Source organism: Nocardia sp. NPDC050408 (assembly GCF_044458905.1).
GTDB lineage: Bacteria > Actinomycetota > Actinomycetes > Mycobacteriales > Mycobacteriaceae > Nocardia.
Window position 1 is genome coordinate 548070 of sequence record NZ_JBITIL010000003.1, and the last position, 15541, is coordinate 563610.

The following is a 15541-nucleotide window of genomic DNA, read 5'->3' on the forward strand; positions in this document are numbered from 1 at the left end:
ATCAGAAATATCCCTCTCTTTTGCGGTCTTCCATGGCGGCCTCGGACACTCGGTCGTCGCCGCGGGTGGCGCCGCGTTCGGTCAATCGGGACGCGGCCACCTCGGCGAGAATCGCCTCGTTATCGGTCGCGTCGGAAAGAATTGCGCCGGTGGATGATCCGTCGCCGACGGTGCGGTAGCGCACCGAACGGGTCTCCAGTACCTCGCCGTCGCGCGGGCCGCCCCAGACACCGGGCGTCATCCACATGCCGTCGCGCTGATAGACCGGACGCTCATGCGAGTAGTAGATGCTCGCCAGATCGATATCCTCACGCGCGATGTAGCGCCAGATATCGAGTTCGGTCCAGTTGCTCAGCGGGAACACCCGGACGTGCTCGCCGGGAGCGTGCTTGCCGTTGTACAGATTCCACAGCTCGGGTCGCTGCCGCTTCGGATCCCACTGCCCGAAGGCGTTGCGCAGCGAGAAGATTCGCTCCTTGGCGCGCGAACGCTCTTCATCGCGACGACCACCGCCGAAGACCGCGTCGAAGCGGTGCTCGGTGATGGCGTCCAGCAGCGGAACTGTCTGCAGCGGATTGCGGATACCGTCCGGGCGCTCGGTGAGCCGACCGTCGGCCAGGTAGTCCTCGACCTTCGCGACATGCAGTCGCAGGCCATACTTTTCGACTATCTTGTCGCGGAATTCGAGAACCTCGGGCAGGTTGTGCCCGGTGTCGACGTGCAGCAGCGCGAAGGGCAGCGGCGCGGGCCAGAAGGCCTTGAGCGCCAAGTGCAGCAGCACCGTGGAATCCTTACCGCCGGAGAACAGGATCACCGGCCGCTCGAATTCGCCTGCCACCTCACGGAAGATGTGGATCGACTCCGACTCCAACGCCGCGAGGGTGTCGAAATCGGTGATGCCCAAGGAACGTGCGCTGATGGTTTCGGTCATGCTGTGTCCTTCTTTGCATGCCCGAGGGGCCCTCCGTGGTTACGCAGGCTGCCTCCTCCGGGCCCTGACTCGGTCATGCTGTGTGCAACCCGCATTCGGTCTTGGCGAGGCCGGCCCAGCGGCCGCTTCGCGGATCGGAACCCGGCTGTGGCTTCCGTGTGCACGGAGCGCAGCCGATGGACGGATATCCCTCTTCCACCAGGGGATTGACGAGGATGCCGTGCTGTTCGATATAGGCCTGCATCTCGTCATCGGACCAGGCGGCGATCGGGTTGATCTTCACCAGCCCGAACGCCTCGTCGAACGAGATGAGCGGGGCATTGGCCCGGGTCGGGGCTTCCACGCGGCGGATGCCGGTGACCCAGGCGTTGTAGCCGCCGAGCGAGCGCTGCAGCGGCACAACCTTGCGCAACCGGCAGCATTCACCGGCATCACGCGCGAACAAATCCTTGCCGAGCAGCTGATCCTGTTCGGCCACAGTGTTTTCCGGCCGCACATTGATCACATTCACGCCGTATACGGCCTCAACCGCATCGCGGGTGCCGATGGTCTCGGCGAAGTGGTAGCCGGTATCCAGGAACAACACATCCACACCCGAATGCACTTGGGCGGCAAGGTGAACCAGGACGCCGTCCTGCATATTCGAGGCGACGATGTAGCCGGTGCCGAAGGTGTCCTCGGTCCATCGCAGCAAATCCAGTGCGGTGGCATCGGGCCCGAGTTCGGCCGCGCCTTTTTCGGCGATCGCCCGCAACTCGTCTTCGGACAGCTTCGCGGGCAGGTCCGCCGTTACTTGATCTGTTGTCACGCTTGGTCTCCCATTCACCGAAGGTCGGCCTCGTCGGCACGAACGGCCCACTGGGCGAACCGTTCGCCGTCCTCGCGGTGCTTGATGAAGTTGCGCACCACCCGTTCGATGTAGTCACCGAGCTCGTTGGTGGTCACCTTGTGCTGACGCAGTTTGCGACCGAAGGCGCTGTCGAAGCCGAGGCTGCCACCGAGATGAACCTGGAAACCCTCGACATGATTCCCGGAGCCGTCATCGATCAGCTGACCCTTGAAGCCGATATCGGCGACCTGCGCACGCGCGCAGGAGTTCGGGCAGCCGTTGATATTGATGGTCACCGGAACATCCAACTGCGCATTGAGATCCGCGAGCCGCTCCTCCAACTCCGGCACCAGCGCCTGGGACCGCTTGCGGGTCTCGGCGAAGGACAGTTTGCAGAATTCGATTCCGGAGCAAGCCATCAGGTTCCGGCGCCACAGCGACGGACGTGCCTGCAGCCCAAGGGGTTCCAGCTCGTCGATCAGTGCGTCGACCTTATCGTCGGCGATATCGAGAACGATCAGCTTCTGGTACGGGGTGAACCGGATCCGGTCCGAACCGTACTTCTCGGCCGCCTCGGCGACCTTGGTCAGCACGGTGCCCGAAACCCGGCCCGCGATGGGGGAGAACCCGATCGCATTGAGCCCGTTGCGCAGCTTCTGCACGCCGACGTGATCGATCGGCTTCTTGGGCTGCTCCGGCGCCGGACCGTCGATCAGCTTGCGCTTCAGGTACTCGTCTTCGAGCACCTGACGGAACTTCTCGATGCCCCAGTCCTTGATCAGGAACTTCAACCGGGCCTTGGTGCGCAGGCGGCGGTAGCCGTAATCGCGGAAGACCGAGACGACGGCCTCCCACACATCGGGAACCTCCTCCAGCGGCACCCATACGCCGACGCGCTGGGCGAGCATCGGATTCGTCGACAGACCGCCGCCGACCCACAGATCCAGCCCCGGGCCGTGCTCCGGGTGATTCACCCCGACGAACGCGACATCGTTGATCTCGTGCACCACATCCTGCTGGCCCGAGATCGCGGTCTTGAACTTGCGCGGCAGATTGGAGTATTCCTTCTTGCCGATGTAGCGGCGCACGATCTCGTCGATCGCGGGGGTCGGGTCGATGACCTCGGTCAGCGATTCACCGGCCAGCGGCGAGCCGAGCACGACACGCGGGCAGTCGCCGCACGCCTCGGTGGTCTCGAGGCCGACGCCTTCGATCCGCTTCCAGATCTCGGGGACGTTCTCGACCTCGATCCAGTGGTACTGGACATTCTCGCGATCGGACAAGTCGGCGGTGTCGCGGGCGAATTCGGTGGAGATCCCGCCGAGGGTCTTCAGTTGCGCGACATTCAATGCGCCGCCATCGCAGCGGATTCGCATCATGAAGTACCTGGCTTCGAGAATGTCGATGTTCTCGTCACCGGTCCAGGTGCCGTCGTAGCCCTGTTCGCGCTGGGTGTAGAGACCCCACCAGCGGAACCGGCCGCGCAGATCGCCCTTGTCGATGCTGTCGAAGCCTTGCTTGGAGTAAATGTTCTCGATCCGGGCCCGGACATTGAGCGGGTTGTCGTCCTTTTTGGACTGCTCGTTCGGGTTCAGCGGCTCGCGGTAGCCGAGCGCCCACTGGCCCTCGGCCTTGCGGCGCACCGGCTTACCCGTGCGGACCCGCGGGCCCGTCGCTGCCTCGGTCCGGGGACGATCCGGACGGACGCGTCGTTCGGAGGCCGGGCGGACCGGCCGCGCGTGCTGCCCAGGCCGGGATTCCGGCTGGGGCTGATCCGTTGGACCGGCGTCGGTGCTCGACGTCATGGGGTCGCTCCTGCAGGGTGGGGGTACATCCGTGCTGAAGACGTGAGGGGCTGACTCACGCCTGCGGTGTCAGCGGGCCGATGTCCGTCGAAATCGGGAGATCACCGGGCAAACCCGGGAATGCGCGCCGCTGAGCTACCGGTGGGAACCGGGCAGACAGCAGGCACTGCAGACGCGCTTGTAGTCGACGTGGCGACGTGCCACAAGTCGTACTCCAGATCCGCGCATGCGGCTATTGTGCCACGTCAGAGTGGCCCTTCCGACCGCGCGGCCATATTTCCCGCGAAATCGAGGGAAATTCCCTGGACTATGCGAGCTGATTGTGACGGCTGTCATACTTAGCGGCCTGAATGCGTCGCATGATTCGTCAAGATCGTCGCCGGTGAACCGGGTCACTCGGATTGACCTCGAGTTGGGTTCAGGTAGCAAGCTCTGGGGCATGAGCACCGATACCGATCTCGACGCCATCCGCGAGGTTGTCGCCACCATCCAGCACTCCCAGCAAAACGAGCTCGTCGACGAATTCGTCGGCCTGTTCCGCGAGGATGCGATTTGGACGACCGGAGGCGGCAAACGCCTGTTCGGCCGCGCGGCCGTCGCAGAGTTCACCGCACGGGTGCTGCCGGGTGCGATGCGGGACGGTACCGCGACCTACGAGGTCGAGCACGTGCTTTTCATCCGGCCGGACGTCGCCGCGGTCAAGGTGGTCCAGCGGTACTTCGACGGGGACGGTCAGTTGTCCGGTCAGGGTTCGCCGATGTACGTCATGGCCAAGGAAGACGGCCGCTGGCTGCTCACCGCCAACCAGAACACCGTGGTCGCCGACTGAACCCGCCCGCAACGGTCGAGGGGAGCGGCGGTCACACTGGAGGGGTGAGTTCCATCGCCCCGATCGAAACCGAAGCGCCTGCCCTGGTGCTGCGCGACTTCGGCGGCGGCCCGTTCGGGATTTACATCCACGTGCCGTTCTGTGCCACACGCTGCGGGTATTGCGATTTCAACACCTATACCGCGGGTGAGCTGGGCACCTCGGCGTCGCCGCAGTCCTGGCTCGAGGCGCTGCGCGGTGAGTTGGCGACGGCGGCCGAACGGTTCGCTGCGCTGCCGACCGCCACGCCCGAGGTGGCGACGATCTTCGTCGGCGGTGGCACGCCGTCACTGCTCGGTGGTGACGGCTTGGCGGATGTATTGGACTCGGTGCGCGCGAACTTCACCCTCGCGGCCGATGCCGAGGTGACTACCGAATCCAATCCGGAGTCGACTTCATCACAGTTCTTCGAACGCATTCGCGCGGCCGGGTTCACCCGGGTCTCGCTCGGCATGCAATCCGCGGCCCAGCACGTGCTGAAGGTATTGGACCGCACCCATACGCCGGGCCGGGCGGTGGCCGCTGCGAAAGAAGCACGCGCTGCCGGATTCGAGCATGTGAATCTCGACCTGATCTACGGCACGCCGGGCGAACGTGACAGCGATCTGGACGCGAGCCTGGACGCGGTGCTGAACGCGGGCGTCGACCATGTCTCGGCCTATTCGCTCATCGTCGAGGACGGCACCGCACTGGCCCGCCGCGTGCGCCGCGGCGAACTTCCCGCCCCCGACGACGATGTGCTGGCCGCCCGCTACGAACGCATCGACTCACGTCTCGATGCCGCGGGCCTCACCTGGTACGAGGTCTCCAATTGGGCCGCAGGCGATTCCGCGCGCTGTCGGCACAACCTCGGCTACTGGGACGGCGGTGACTGGCTCGGTGCGGGCCCCGGCGCGCACAGTCACGTCGGCGGGGTCCGCTGGTGGAACGTCAAACACCCTGCGCGCTATGCCGATACCGTCGCGCACGGCGGTTTCCCGGCCGCGGGCTGGGAAGTCCTCACCGCCGACGAGCAGCACACCGAACGTGTCATGCTCGCCATCCGCCTGCGCACCGGTCTGCCGCTGAACGAATTGGCCTCAATGGAATCCGCCGCCGCAACCCGAATCATCGCCGACGGTCTGGCAGTTCGCTCCGCTGACCGTCTGGTCCTCACCGACCGTGGCCGCCTACTCGCCGACGGCGTCGTCCGAGACCTCCTGACCTGAGCGTATTCCGATCTTCGCGCGTGGTGTATCGCCGGGCCCGGCTCGGCGCGGCATAGTGAATTCTTCCCACTTCACTGCCGCGTCGATAGGACGCTGCCCGTTGCGCTATCACAGATCGGTAAAGACGCGTAGGCTGCGGATCAACCCAAGGAGTCCTATGCCAACGGCACGACACATCACCCTTATCTCCGAGCAGAGCGAGTTCGCCGAGGCGCGGGCAGCGGAGAAGGCCGAAACTGCGCGGCAGTGCGCGATAGCGGCCCGGACGGTCGCCAGTCACTCCCGGGACGCGGCTGATTGCGAGTCCTTACTCGCCATGCTCGGCCTCGATGCGCTGGCGGGCAAGATGGCAAGAACCGGGTCCGAGCTGTAGCTGCGGGTCCGTCGCGGTGGCGTGCCGTCGCTCGTAGGGTGAGATTCCGCAGCGACGGCTGCTCCCGGGCGTTGATACACGCCCGAATACGGGCGGCTGATGATCTGTCGCGAATGGTCGTAGTGGGCGTTCGTCCCCACGCGGTGTAACCGACCTGGCGGTCCGGTTATCTGTTGGTGCTCGGCAAAAGGTGACAACATCAAGAGCCGACAGCTATCAACGACCGACAGGCAGGACTCAGATGAATATCACCCGTATTCTCCGCGCCTGCATCGCGGCGCTCATCTCAGCTTTTACACCCGTGCTCGTGGCCGCGCCCGCGACCGCCGAACCCTTCCCGACGATCGTGCTCGTGCACGGCGCCTTCGCCGATACCACGAGTTGGAACGGCGTAGCCGCGACGCTGCGCGACCACGGTTACCAGGTGGTGGTTCCCGACAATCCGCTGCGCGGCCCTGCCTACGACGCCGCGGCCATCCAGCGAACCCTCGACACCGTCTCCGGACCCGTTGTCCTGGTGGGCCATTCGTATGGCGGCTTCGTCATCAGCAATATCCACGACACGAAAGTTCAAGCGCTGGTATACATTGCGGCCTTCGCGCCGGTACAAGGCGAATCCGCACTCCTCGAAATCAACCCCATCAGCTTCCCCGGCAGTCAGTTGCTGCCCCCGGCGCTCCAGGTGCGCCTCGTCGACGATCCAAATGGCGTGGCAGGCAGGAACCTCGACGGCTACGTGGCCCCCGAATACTTCAACTCCGTCTTCGCCCAAGACGTATCCCCCGAAGTAGCCGCCGACATGATCGCCCACCAACACTCCCTGGCCGTATCCGCCAACCTCGAACCCTCGGGCGCCCCCTCCTGGTCCTCGACCCCCAGCTGGTATCTCGTCTCAGCCGACGACCGCGTAATTCCCCCTGCCTCCCAACGCTTCATGGCAAACCGCATGGGTGCGCATATGTCGGAGATCGGCGCCTCCCACGCCTCCTTGGTCTCCCATCCCAACGAGGTCGCCGCTGTAGTAGAGAGTGCGGCCCGCTGACGGCTCCGGAAGCGTCCGCAGATTGCTCAGCACCGGCGTCCGCTCCTGGGCTCCGCCATCGAGGCGAGTCTCATGGTGGTTCGCCCCGCCTTGACCACGACCACTTGATTCGACTCGGCGCACACGCATGAGCGCTACCAGGTGTTGCTGCGCCGTTCCTCCGAGGCTTTTGGAGGGTGCACGGTCGATCCATCTGGTGATTTGGGAGGTTGTTCGCGGCTTTCGAATCCCCCTGTGACGCTGCCTGCGGCGAGAGTAGCGGTCGGATCTCGCTCCGGCGCAACGTCAGTCGGCCCCGAGGAGACCTGGGTCACAAGCGTCCATGGTGTGCGAACGGGCAATTGTCGAGTAGGCAATTAGACTGGATAAACAGACGTACCAAGTAACCTGCATCGAATTCGGGTCGATGCGGACGGTGCGCACGTGACCGTTACGACCTACCCGAGTACGAGCGAGGAGGTGGGGCCCATGTCGAGCACCGAAGATCGGCGCTTCGAGGTCCTGCGTGCGATCGTCGCGGACTATGTCTCGACCAAGGAGCCGATCGGGTCGAAGACCCTGGTGGAGCGGCACAACCTCGGGGTATCCAGCGCGACGGTCCGCAACGATATGGCGGTGTTGGAGGCTGAGGGCTACATCACCCAGCCGCACACCAGTTCCGGTCGCATTCCGACCGATAAGGGCTACCGGCAGTTCGTCGACCGCATTTCCGAGGTGAAGCCGCTTTCGCCGGCCGAGCGCCGGGCGATCATGGAATTCCTGGAGTCCGGTGTCGATCTCGACGATGTGCTGCGCCGCGGTGTCCGGCTGCTTGCTCAGCTGACCCGCCAGGTCGCGGTCGTTCAGTATCCGACGGTGTCGGCCTCCACGGTCCGCCACATCGAGGTGGTCGCGCTGAATCCGGCTCGGTTGCTGCTGGTCGTGATCACCGATACCGGTCGCGTCGACCAGCGTCTGGTGGAACTCGGCGCGCTCATCGATGACCAGGACCTCGCCGCACTGCGGGGCATGCTCGGTGGCGCGATGGATGGCAAGCGCCTGTCCGACGCCTCCGCGGCCGTCGCCGAACTGCCCGAGCGGGCGCCGGTGCGCCTGAGGGATGTGCTGGTGCGCGTCTCGACCGTGCTCGTCGAGACCCTGGTGGAGCATCCGGAGGAGCGGTTGGTCCTGGGCGGCACCGCCAATCTGACCCGCAATGCCGCCGACTTCGTTTTCCCTGGTTCGCTACGTGATGTGCTCGAGGCATTGGAAGAGCAGGTGATAGTGCTGAAGCTGCTCGCCGCCGCACAGCATCCGGGTACCGTCACGGTGCGCATCGGCGAGGAGACGCAGGTCGAGCAGATGCGCGGAACCTCGGTGGTGTCGACCGGCTACGGTGCTGCGGGTGCGGTGCTCGGCGGTATGGGCGTGCTCGGTCCGACCCGAATGGACTATCCGGGAACGATCGCATCGGTCGCGGCCGTTGCCCGTTATATCGGTGAGGTGCTCGCGGAGCGCTGAGGGCCCCCGCCGCTGATACGCTCGATTCTTCGGCGGATAAAGTTGAGTGCATCCGACTAATGCTGTTGCAAACCAAGGACTAGAGAACTCAAGTGGCACGGGACTACTACGGACTGCTCGGCGTCGCGAAGAACGCGACCGACCAGGAGATCAAGCGCGCCTACCGCAAGCTTGCGCGGGAGCTCCACCCCGACGTCAACCCCGACGAGGCGGCGCAGGCCAAGTTCAAGGACGTGTCGGCCGCCTACGAGGTGCTGTCGGACCCGGAGAAGCGGCGCGTCGTCGATATGGGCGGCGACCCGTTGGAATCCGGTGGTGGCGGAGCGGGCTTCTCCGGCGCCGGTTTCGGTGGGCTCGGCGACGTCTTCGAGGCCTTCTTCGGCGGTATGAGCGGCAGCACCGGCGGGACGCGCAAGCCGCGCGGCCGGGTGCAGCCCGGCGCGGATTCGCTGCTGCGGACCCGGCTCAGCCTGGCCGAATGCGCGGTCGGTGTGACCAAACACCTGACCGTCGACACCGCCATCCTCTGCGATATCTGCCACGGCGCCGGCACCAACGGCAAGTCCAAGGCGGTGCGCTGTGAAACCTGTGGTGGTGCGGGTGAGGTCCAGTCGGTGCAGCGTTCGTTCCTCGGTCAGGTGCTGACCTCGCGTCCGTGTCCGACCTGTCGTGGTGCGGGTGAGACCATTCCCGATCCGTGCCACAAGTGCGGCGGCGACGGCCGGGTGCGGGCGCGTCGCGAGATCGCCGCGCCGATTCCGGCCGGTGTCGCCAATGGCATGCGGGTGCGGCTGGCCGCGCAGGGCGAGGTCGGTCCCGGTGGTGGGCACGCGGGCGATCTATATGTGGAGATCGTCGAGCAGCCGCACGATGTCTTCGTTCGCGACGGCGATGATCTGCACTGCACCGTCCGGGTGCCGATGGTGGATGCCGCACTCGGCACCACCGTTGTCATCGACACCATCCTGGACGGCCCGACCGAGCTGACCATTCCGCCGGGCACCCAGCCGGGTGAGATCTCGGTGCTGCGCGGCCACGGCATGCCGCGGCTGCGCTCCGGTGCACGCGGTGATCTGCTCGCGCATCTGGACATCGTGGTGCCGACCAAACTCGACGCCAAGACCACCGATCTGTTGCGCAAGTACAAGGGCATGCGCACCGGTGAACGCGCCGAGGTGATGTCGGCGCAGTCCGAGCACAACAGCGGCCTGTTCGCCCGGCTGCGAGCGTCGTTCAGCGGGCGATAGCCGTTGGCCGCCACGGTCTTCTATCTTTCCGATATTCCGCAGCCGGGTGCCATCGCGGTGCTGGACGGGCCGGAGGGACGCCATGCCGCGACGGTCCGCCGCATCCGGGTCGGCGAGCCGATTACGCTGTCCGACGGTTCCGGTCTGCTCGCAGCGTCGGAAGTCGTTGCAGCGCAGAAGGATCGGCTCGAGCTGAAGGTGCTCGACCGGGTGCTCGCCGCGCCTGCGACGCCGCGGGTGACTGTCGTGCAGGCGCTGCCGAAGTCCGACCGTTCGGAGCTGAGCGTCGAGCTGATGACCGAGGCCGGCGCCGATGTCATCATCCCGTGGCAGGCCGCGCGCTGCATCGCAAACTGGGAAGCCAAGGCGGGCAAGGCCGTTGAGAAATGGCGCGCCGCTGCCCGCACGGCAGCTCGGCAGTCCCGCCGCGCCTATATCCCCGAGATCGCAGACCTGCACCGCACCCGCGACCTGCTCGACAAGATCCGCGCGGTCGTCGCCGCGGGTGGAATCGCGGTGGCACTACACGAATCCGGCACCGCCCGCTTCGTCGAGCTGCCTTTCGATACGGCCACCGAAATCTTGCTCATCGTCGGCCCAGAAGGCGGTCTAGACGACTCCGAGCTCACCGCCTTCGCTGGTGCGGGCGCCGACGTAACCCTGCTCGGTCCCACCGTCTTGCGCACCTCCACTGCCGCCGCCGTCGCCCTCGGCGCCTTGGGTGCGTTGACCTCCCGCTGGTAGCCGGTCGGGGCGGTACGGCACCGTGAAGATCGCGAACACGCAGAGTGTTGCGACCGCGAAGCACGCCAGCGCGTACCAGAGATTCCCGATGGGGTCGCCATTACTCGTCGAACCGTCGACGGCAGCGAAGTAATCGGGCAGCGCGGTCACCCAGAGCAATGCCATCACGCCCAGATAGACGACGCTGTAAATTCGCACGAAGCCGTTCGAGTAATCCGAGTGGTCGTCTCGTAGCCGCAGCCACTGTCGAGTGAGAACCGGAATCGCGACGATGCTGACGATGACCAATTCGGCCGCATAGAGGAATCCACGCACCGAGGTGCTACCGGCACCGAAAACCGTTGCCGGGATGGGCAATACGCCGGTTCCCAAAGACCCGAGGATACCGATGACGACGGTGCGCCACACCAATTGCGGTCCGGAGAAGCTGCGCCCTTGGTCGACATGGCGACCGACGAACAACTGGACGAAGAACGCCAGCGACATCGGCCACAGCGCGGCGAATACCACCACGCTCGGTAGCGGTACCGAATCGAACATCGGTTGATTGAGCGAGTTTTCGATCGACCACTCCCACCAGCGCAGCTGCGGTCCGAGATGGTCGAAGATCTCATAGAAACCGTGGTGTACGAAGCCCACGCAGACCGCGCCGACGAGAACGCCGTATCGACGGAAAACGCCGAGCATTCGAACGATTTCGAAGGCCAGTGTGGCCATCAATGGATAGATCGCCACGATATAGAGGGGAAGTCGACCCCAGAGGAAATCCACGGTGAAGACGTTGTGCGCGAACATGGTGTCCACGTGTTCGTCGATGCCGAAGGCGGCGGGGAAGTACAGCGGCGGTTCGATAATGAACAGGTACGCCGTCGCACCGAACCAGACCACGAGATTGGTGGGATCGCCGTGCCGACGCAACCGCACAATCGCGTAGATCAGTGCCAGCACAGCGCCGAGGACGATGGTGAACTCCAGCACCGGCAGCGTCCAGTTCTCCAATGCGAACGGATTTCGCACCTCGACGAGTCCACCGGCCTCCTGACAGGAAAAGCCGAGTGCCTTCGCGAGTTCGTCGAAGGTGGGTGCGCAATGATCGGCCATCAGTCCCCCTGCACTGCGACGGTATCGGCGGTGTACCAGTGCGATACGTCGTAACCGGCGTTATAGCGTTCGAACCACACATCGGCGAGTGCGGGAAGTTTCTCGTGATCCGGATTGTGCTTGGGCAATTGACTGCGGACGATGCCGACCATCGCGACCAGTTGTTCGCCGAGTCGCAGATCGTCGAACGCGCGCGACATCGGACCGTTGTCCTCGACGGGCAGTCGCAACAACTTCCGCAGCTTCTGCTTACTCCGGTGCGTCGCAAACATCGCCAGTGCATCGATGCGCCGATCCTCCTGCGGCACATGCTTATTGAATCCCGCGCAGGCCACCTTGATGACCTTCATGACGTGCCGGAAGATCGACGGAGCCATGCGCATGCGGTAGGCGTCGCTGCCGACAATGGAATCGAAGATGATCAGCGCAGAACTGCGATGTTCGACTTCCTCGACGAAGTGCCAGATGAACAGCGATGCGACCCGGTCGTCTCCGGGACGGAAGAGAGTCGAATCATTGTCGAGCATCAGTTTGAACACCGGGGTGAAGGTGGCCTCCAGGTCGGCGGTGTAGGCGAGCCGATACTCCAGGGAGGTGTTCACGGTGAGTCGGTCGAATTCCGCGATTACTTCGTTGAGAGTCTCTTGGAGCCCGGGGTATCGCCTGATCAGAGCGTTGGCGTGCTGGCGGTGGGCGGTCGAGTGCTGCCCCTCCTGCCGCACGAACGCGTCGGCTTCCTCCGCGACCTCGGGATCGGTTATCCGCGGCATGGCCTCGCGAATCATATTGACGATCATCTTCTCGAAGCCGATCGCCAGGAAGGACACCGCATTGGCCATGGACGAGAAGGCCGGATTCTGTTCGTTCCACAAGAACGGAACGTCGTAGTCCGCGAATGCGAATCGCATCTTTCGGATTTGTAGATCGGTCACTTGGCTGTACCTCGTGTTTCGAAAGGGGGCTGTAGCCGTGTTCGGACACGCCGAAGCTTCGATGAGTGATCATACACAAATCGGCTCGAGTGTATGATGAGAATTGCTCGGGCTGGGCAAAGATCCCCCTGTGGTAGCGTCGAGTCCCTGATCAGGACGGTCGGCGGGGTTGTCCCGCTGTCGGTTTCGCACGCGACGGACATTGGTTCGAGCCGAGGAAGCGAGCAGTGGCAGGAAGGCGTGGGTGGGGCGGGAGCCCGCCGGACAGCGATGAAGAAGCGTCCCGTCGAATAGTCGCCGCCGCGGTCGATCTCATCGGACGGACGGGTTCGGAGATCAGCATTGCCGACGTCGCGGAGTCGCTGGGGGTCATCCGTCAGACGGTGTATCGATACTTCCCCAGTTCGGACGCACTGATGCAGGCTGCGGCGATCGCTTCGGTCGATGGTTTCCTGGATCGGCTGACACAGCAGGTCAGCGGCATCGAGGACCCGGTCGAAGCCATGACCGAGGGCGTGGTCTACACGCTGGCCGAGGTGCGTCGGACGCCCCACCTGGGCATTCTGCTTTCGAGCACATATTCGAATGTGCACCCCGAAAGCCTTACCTCCCAAGAGGCGCAAACCTTCGGCATGACGATGATCAAACGCTTCGACGTCGATTGGGAGCGGTACGGATACGACGACACATCGCTGCACGAACTCGTCGAATACATTCTGCGAACGATGCAGTCGTTCTTCGTTTCTCCGGGCAATCCGCCACGGAGCGACGGTGAGCTGCGTCGATATTTACGACGCTGGATGGGAGCCGCGATCATCGCGCAACCGAAGCCGAACGGACGACGCGGGGGCTGACCCGGTTGTTGCGGTGTGTCGGGGCGTGCTGCCATTCGACTGCGGTCGTCGCGGGCCGACCCTCGATTGGGTCAGCGCTGCCACGGGCCGTTCGGCGCGCCGGGGGCGGGCTGCTGCTGCCAGGGGGCGTTGGGTGTGCCGGGCGCAGGCTGCTGCGGGTGGGCGTTGGGTACGCCAAGAGCGGGCTGCTGCTGCCAGTTGGTGTTGGGTGCGGCGGGGGCGGGCTGCTGCGGGTGGGTGTTGGGTGCGCCGGGGGCGGGCCACTGTCCGTTAGGGCCTGGGGAAGGCTGCTGGTACTGGGCGGAACCCATTTTCTCGGCGTTGGCGCGTGCGATGAGGCCGGTGACTTAGGGTACGGCGAGGGGTGTCGATGCGCCGCACCAAGTGCATTCCATGTAGTGCTTGTTACCGAGTGGGAGGATCGGGATGAAGAAGACTGTGAATGTGGTGGCGAGTCTGCGCAGCGCGTGCGCGGCGGGGTTGCCGCAGCGGCCGCAGAGCAAGGTGATCATGGCGAGCGTGTGGAGACGCCTCTGCCAGCCGAAGATCAGCATGTGAAACCCCCGAAGAAAGAGAATCTGATGTCGGTCACAGTAGTTGATCGGCCAAGCGACCTATCTAGTTAACAGGCGGCCACCTCTGCGGTTGGCGCATATGGCCCGAACCCTGTGGTGTTATCAGTGGAGCGGTATCTGGCGACATTGCTATTCGATTGCTGAAAACGTCCGAACTCAGGTGCGTACAGCCCGTTCGCCCTAGGCTCCGAGATCATTGGCCTGCGACCCCGCGGTCATGAGCGCCGACACCGCAGGTGACTGTCGGATATCACGCCGTCGGCGCGGCGCATACTTCGGAAGCGGCAACGGTTTCGACTCCGCTGCGAGCGTGAATCGTCAAGTACCACACCAGAACTGCGGCCACGACCAGCAGCGCCCCGACGCAGGCCGCCAGACCGACCCATCCTCCCTTCGCATATGCGATGCCTGCCGTACCACCGATGATGGCGCTTCCGAGGTAATAGGTGAACAGGTACAGCGACGATGCGGCGCCACCGGGAGCTATCGCGCCGACCCAGGTGCTCGCCACCGCGTGGGCACCGAAAAACCCTGCGGTGCAAAGGCTTATCCCCAAGATGACCGCGATCAACTGGTCCGGAATGGTGACCAGTATTCCGATGCCCATCAGTGCGACGGAGGCCGCGAGCACACGGTGCTTACCGATCCGATCGGCCCAACGCCCTGCCGCGGCCGAGGCGAGCGTGCCTGCCAGGTACAGCAGGAACACCGAACCCGCAACGGCCGCAGGCAATTCGAACGGCGGCCGGGTCAGCCGATAGCCGAGGAAGTTGTAGATCGATACGAATCCGCCGACCAATACGAAGGCCAACCCGAACAGCGCGAGCAGCCCGCCGTGCCGCAACGGCGCGCCGATATCGCGCAGCACGGTGCGCATTCCGGCGGGTCGGGCGACGAACCCACGCGACGGCGGCAACCCACGCACGAACCAAACGGTGCAACCGGCCGCCGCAACGCCAACCGCGGCCTCGGCCCAGCGCCACGAGGCCAGATCCAAAGCGAATGCCGGAATCAACCGCCCGGACAACCCGCCGATCGACGTGCCCGCGACATAGACGCCCATCGCCGCGCCCAACCCGTCCCCACTGATCTCCTCCGCCAAATACGCCATCGCGACGGCAGGCACTCCGGCCAATGCCACGCCCTGCAGCGCCCGCCCCGCCAGCAGCACCTCCAGCGATGGACTCAACGGCAGCAGCAGACCGATGGCCGCAGACATCACCGCCGACCCCGTCATCACCCTGGTCCGTCCGATCCGTGCGGACAACGCACTGACCGGCACGATCGCCAACGCGAGAAACCCGGTGGTCAACGACACGGCCAGCGCGGCCTGCGCCGGGGCGACTCCGAATGCGGCCGACAGGCTCGGCAGCAACGCCTGCGCGCTGTACATCGACACGAAGGTGGCCAGCCCTGCGGCGAACAGCGCTGTAGTGATCCGACGTTCGTGCGATGTGCTGGTCATGGCACCAGGATCGAGACTCGCCATTAAGAAAGGAAATGAATAGTAATCTGGTTTCTAATGTGCTAGA

15 protein-coding genes and 1 pseudogene are annotated in these 15541 nt (G+C 64.6%); 9 read left to right on the forward strand and 7 right to left on the reverse strand.

Annotated elements, in window-relative coordinates; genetic code table 11:
• Position 1: 1 nt before the first annotated feature.
• From cysD to ACIBJI_RS12275, 3 genes are all read right to left on the reverse strand, one after another.
• Complete coding sequence (gene cysD, locus ACIBJI_RS12265) at positions 2-931, reverse strand: sulfate adenylyltransferase subunit CysD (protein ID WP_364339243.1); 930 nt, start codon at positions 929-931, stop codon at positions 2-4.
• A 73-nt stretch (positions 932-1004) separates the two neighbouring features.
• On the reverse strand, positions 1005-1739 hold the full coding sequence (locus ACIBJI_RS12270) for a phosphoadenylyl-sulfate reductase (RefSeq protein WP_364339245.1): 735 nt from the start codon (positions 1737-1739) through the stop codon (positions 1005-1007).
• 14 nt (positions 1740-1753) lie between these two features.
• Complete coding sequence (locus ACIBJI_RS12275) at positions 1754-3565, reverse strand: nitrite/sulfite reductase (RefSeq protein WP_364339247.1); 1812 nt, start codon at positions 3563-3565, stop codon at positions 1754-1756.
• A gap of 439 nt (positions 3566-4004) precedes the next feature.
• On the opposite strand from ACIBJI_RS12275, the gene ACIBJI_RS12280 reads away from it, so the two are divergent.
• From ACIBJI_RS12280 to ACIBJI_RS12310, 7 genes are all read left to right on the forward strand, one after another.
• Positions 4005-4394, forward strand: a complete 390-nt coding sequence (locus ACIBJI_RS12280) for an SgcJ/EcaC family oxidoreductase (protein WP_396955816.1) — start codon at positions 4005-4007, stop codon at positions 4392-4394.
• Between the two features lie 44 nt (positions 4395-4438).
• The gene (hemW, locus tag ACIBJI_RS12285; protein ID WP_397084036.1) at positions 4439-5641 is read left to right on the forward strand and encodes a radical SAM family heme chaperone HemW; all 1203 of its coding nucleotides are present in this window, start codon (positions 4439-4441) and stop codon (positions 5639-5641) included.
• Positions 5642-5798: 157 nt separating this feature from the next.
• On the forward strand, positions 5799-6014 hold the full coding sequence (locus ACIBJI_RS12290; protein WP_397084038.1) for a hypothetical protein: 216 nt from the start codon (positions 5799-5801) through the stop codon (positions 6012-6014).
• A 241-nt stretch (positions 6015-6255) separates the two neighbouring features.
• Positions 6256-7056 carry an alpha/beta hydrolase gene (locus ACIBJI_RS12295; RefSeq protein WP_364339254.1) on the forward strand — a complete coding sequence of 267 codons (801 nt, stop codon included), beginning with the start codon at positions 6256-6258 and terminating at the stop codon, positions 7054-7056.
• A 468-nt stretch (positions 7057-7524) separates the two neighbouring features.
• Positions 7525-8556 carry a heat-inducible transcriptional repressor HrcA gene (hrcA, locus tag ACIBJI_RS12300; RefSeq protein WP_364339256.1) on the forward strand — a complete coding sequence of 344 codons (1032 nt, stop codon included), beginning with the start codon at positions 7525-7527 and terminating at the stop codon, positions 8554-8556.
• Positions 8557-8648: 92 nt separating this feature from the next.
• Complete coding sequence (gene dnaJ / locus ACIBJI_RS12305; RefSeq protein ID WP_364339258.1) at positions 8649-9803, forward strand: molecular chaperone DnaJ; 1155 nt, start codon at positions 8649-8651, stop codon at positions 9801-9803.
• A 3-nt stretch (positions 9804-9806) separates the two neighbouring features.
• Positions 9807-10547, forward strand: coding sequence for a 16S rRNA (uracil(1498)-N(3))-methyltransferase (locus ACIBJI_RS12310; protein WP_397084040.1), 741 nt, complete (start codon positions 9807-9809; stop codon positions 10545-10547).
• On the opposite strand, the pseudogene ACIBJI_RS12315 reads toward ACIBJI_RS12310, so the two are convergent.
• Both ACIBJI_RS12315 and ACIBJI_RS12320 read right to left on the reverse strand, forming a co-directional pair.
• Positions 10527-11648: pseudogene (locus tag ACIBJI_RS12315) on the reverse strand (hypothetical protein); the annotation flags it as partial. The gene ACIBJI_RS12310 and the pseudogene ACIBJI_RS12315 overlap by 21 nt on opposite strands.
• Entirely contained in the window at positions 11648-12580 is a 933-nt protein-coding gene (locus ACIBJI_RS12320) for a metal-dependent hydrolase (RefSeq protein WP_397084042.1), read from the reverse strand. The gene ACIBJI_RS12320 and the pseudogene ACIBJI_RS12315, both read right to left, overlap by 1 nt.
• Positions 12581-12807: 227 nt before the next feature.
• Between ACIBJI_RS12320 and ACIBJI_RS12325 the strand changes: the two genes are divergently transcribed.
• Complete coding sequence (locus tag ACIBJI_RS12325; protein WP_397084044.1) at positions 12808-13434, forward strand: TetR/AcrR family transcriptional regulator; 627 nt, start codon at positions 12808-12810, stop codon at positions 13432-13434.
• A 347-nt stretch (positions 13435-13781) separates the two neighbouring features.
• Here the strand turns inward: ACIBJI_RS12325 and ACIBJI_RS12330 are convergent, their stop codons facing one another.
• Positions 13782-13898 carry a hypothetical protein gene (locus ACIBJI_RS12330; RefSeq protein ID WP_397084251.1) on the reverse strand — a complete coding sequence of 39 codons (117 nt, stop codon included), beginning with the start codon at positions 13896-13898 and terminating at the stop codon, positions 13782-13784.
• On the opposite strand from ACIBJI_RS12330, the gene ACIBJI_RS12335 reads away from it, so the two are divergent.
• Positions 13861-13992 carry a hypothetical protein gene (locus tag ACIBJI_RS12335; RefSeq protein ID WP_396956005.1) on the forward strand — a complete coding sequence of 44 codons (132 nt, stop codon included), beginning with the start codon at positions 13861-13863 and terminating at the stop codon, positions 13990-13992. The two genes, ACIBJI_RS12330 and ACIBJI_RS12335, sit on opposite strands and share 38 nt — an antisense overlap.
• Positions 13993-14259: 267 nt before the next feature.
• On the opposite strand, the gene ACIBJI_RS12340 is transcribed toward ACIBJI_RS12335, so the two are convergent.
• Positions 14260-15474 carry an MFS transporter gene (locus tag ACIBJI_RS12340; RefSeq protein ID WP_397084046.1) on the reverse strand — a complete coding sequence of 405 codons (1215 nt, stop codon included), beginning with the start codon at positions 15472-15474 and terminating at the stop codon, positions 14260-14262.
• Positions 15475-15541 lie beyond the last annotated feature (67 nt).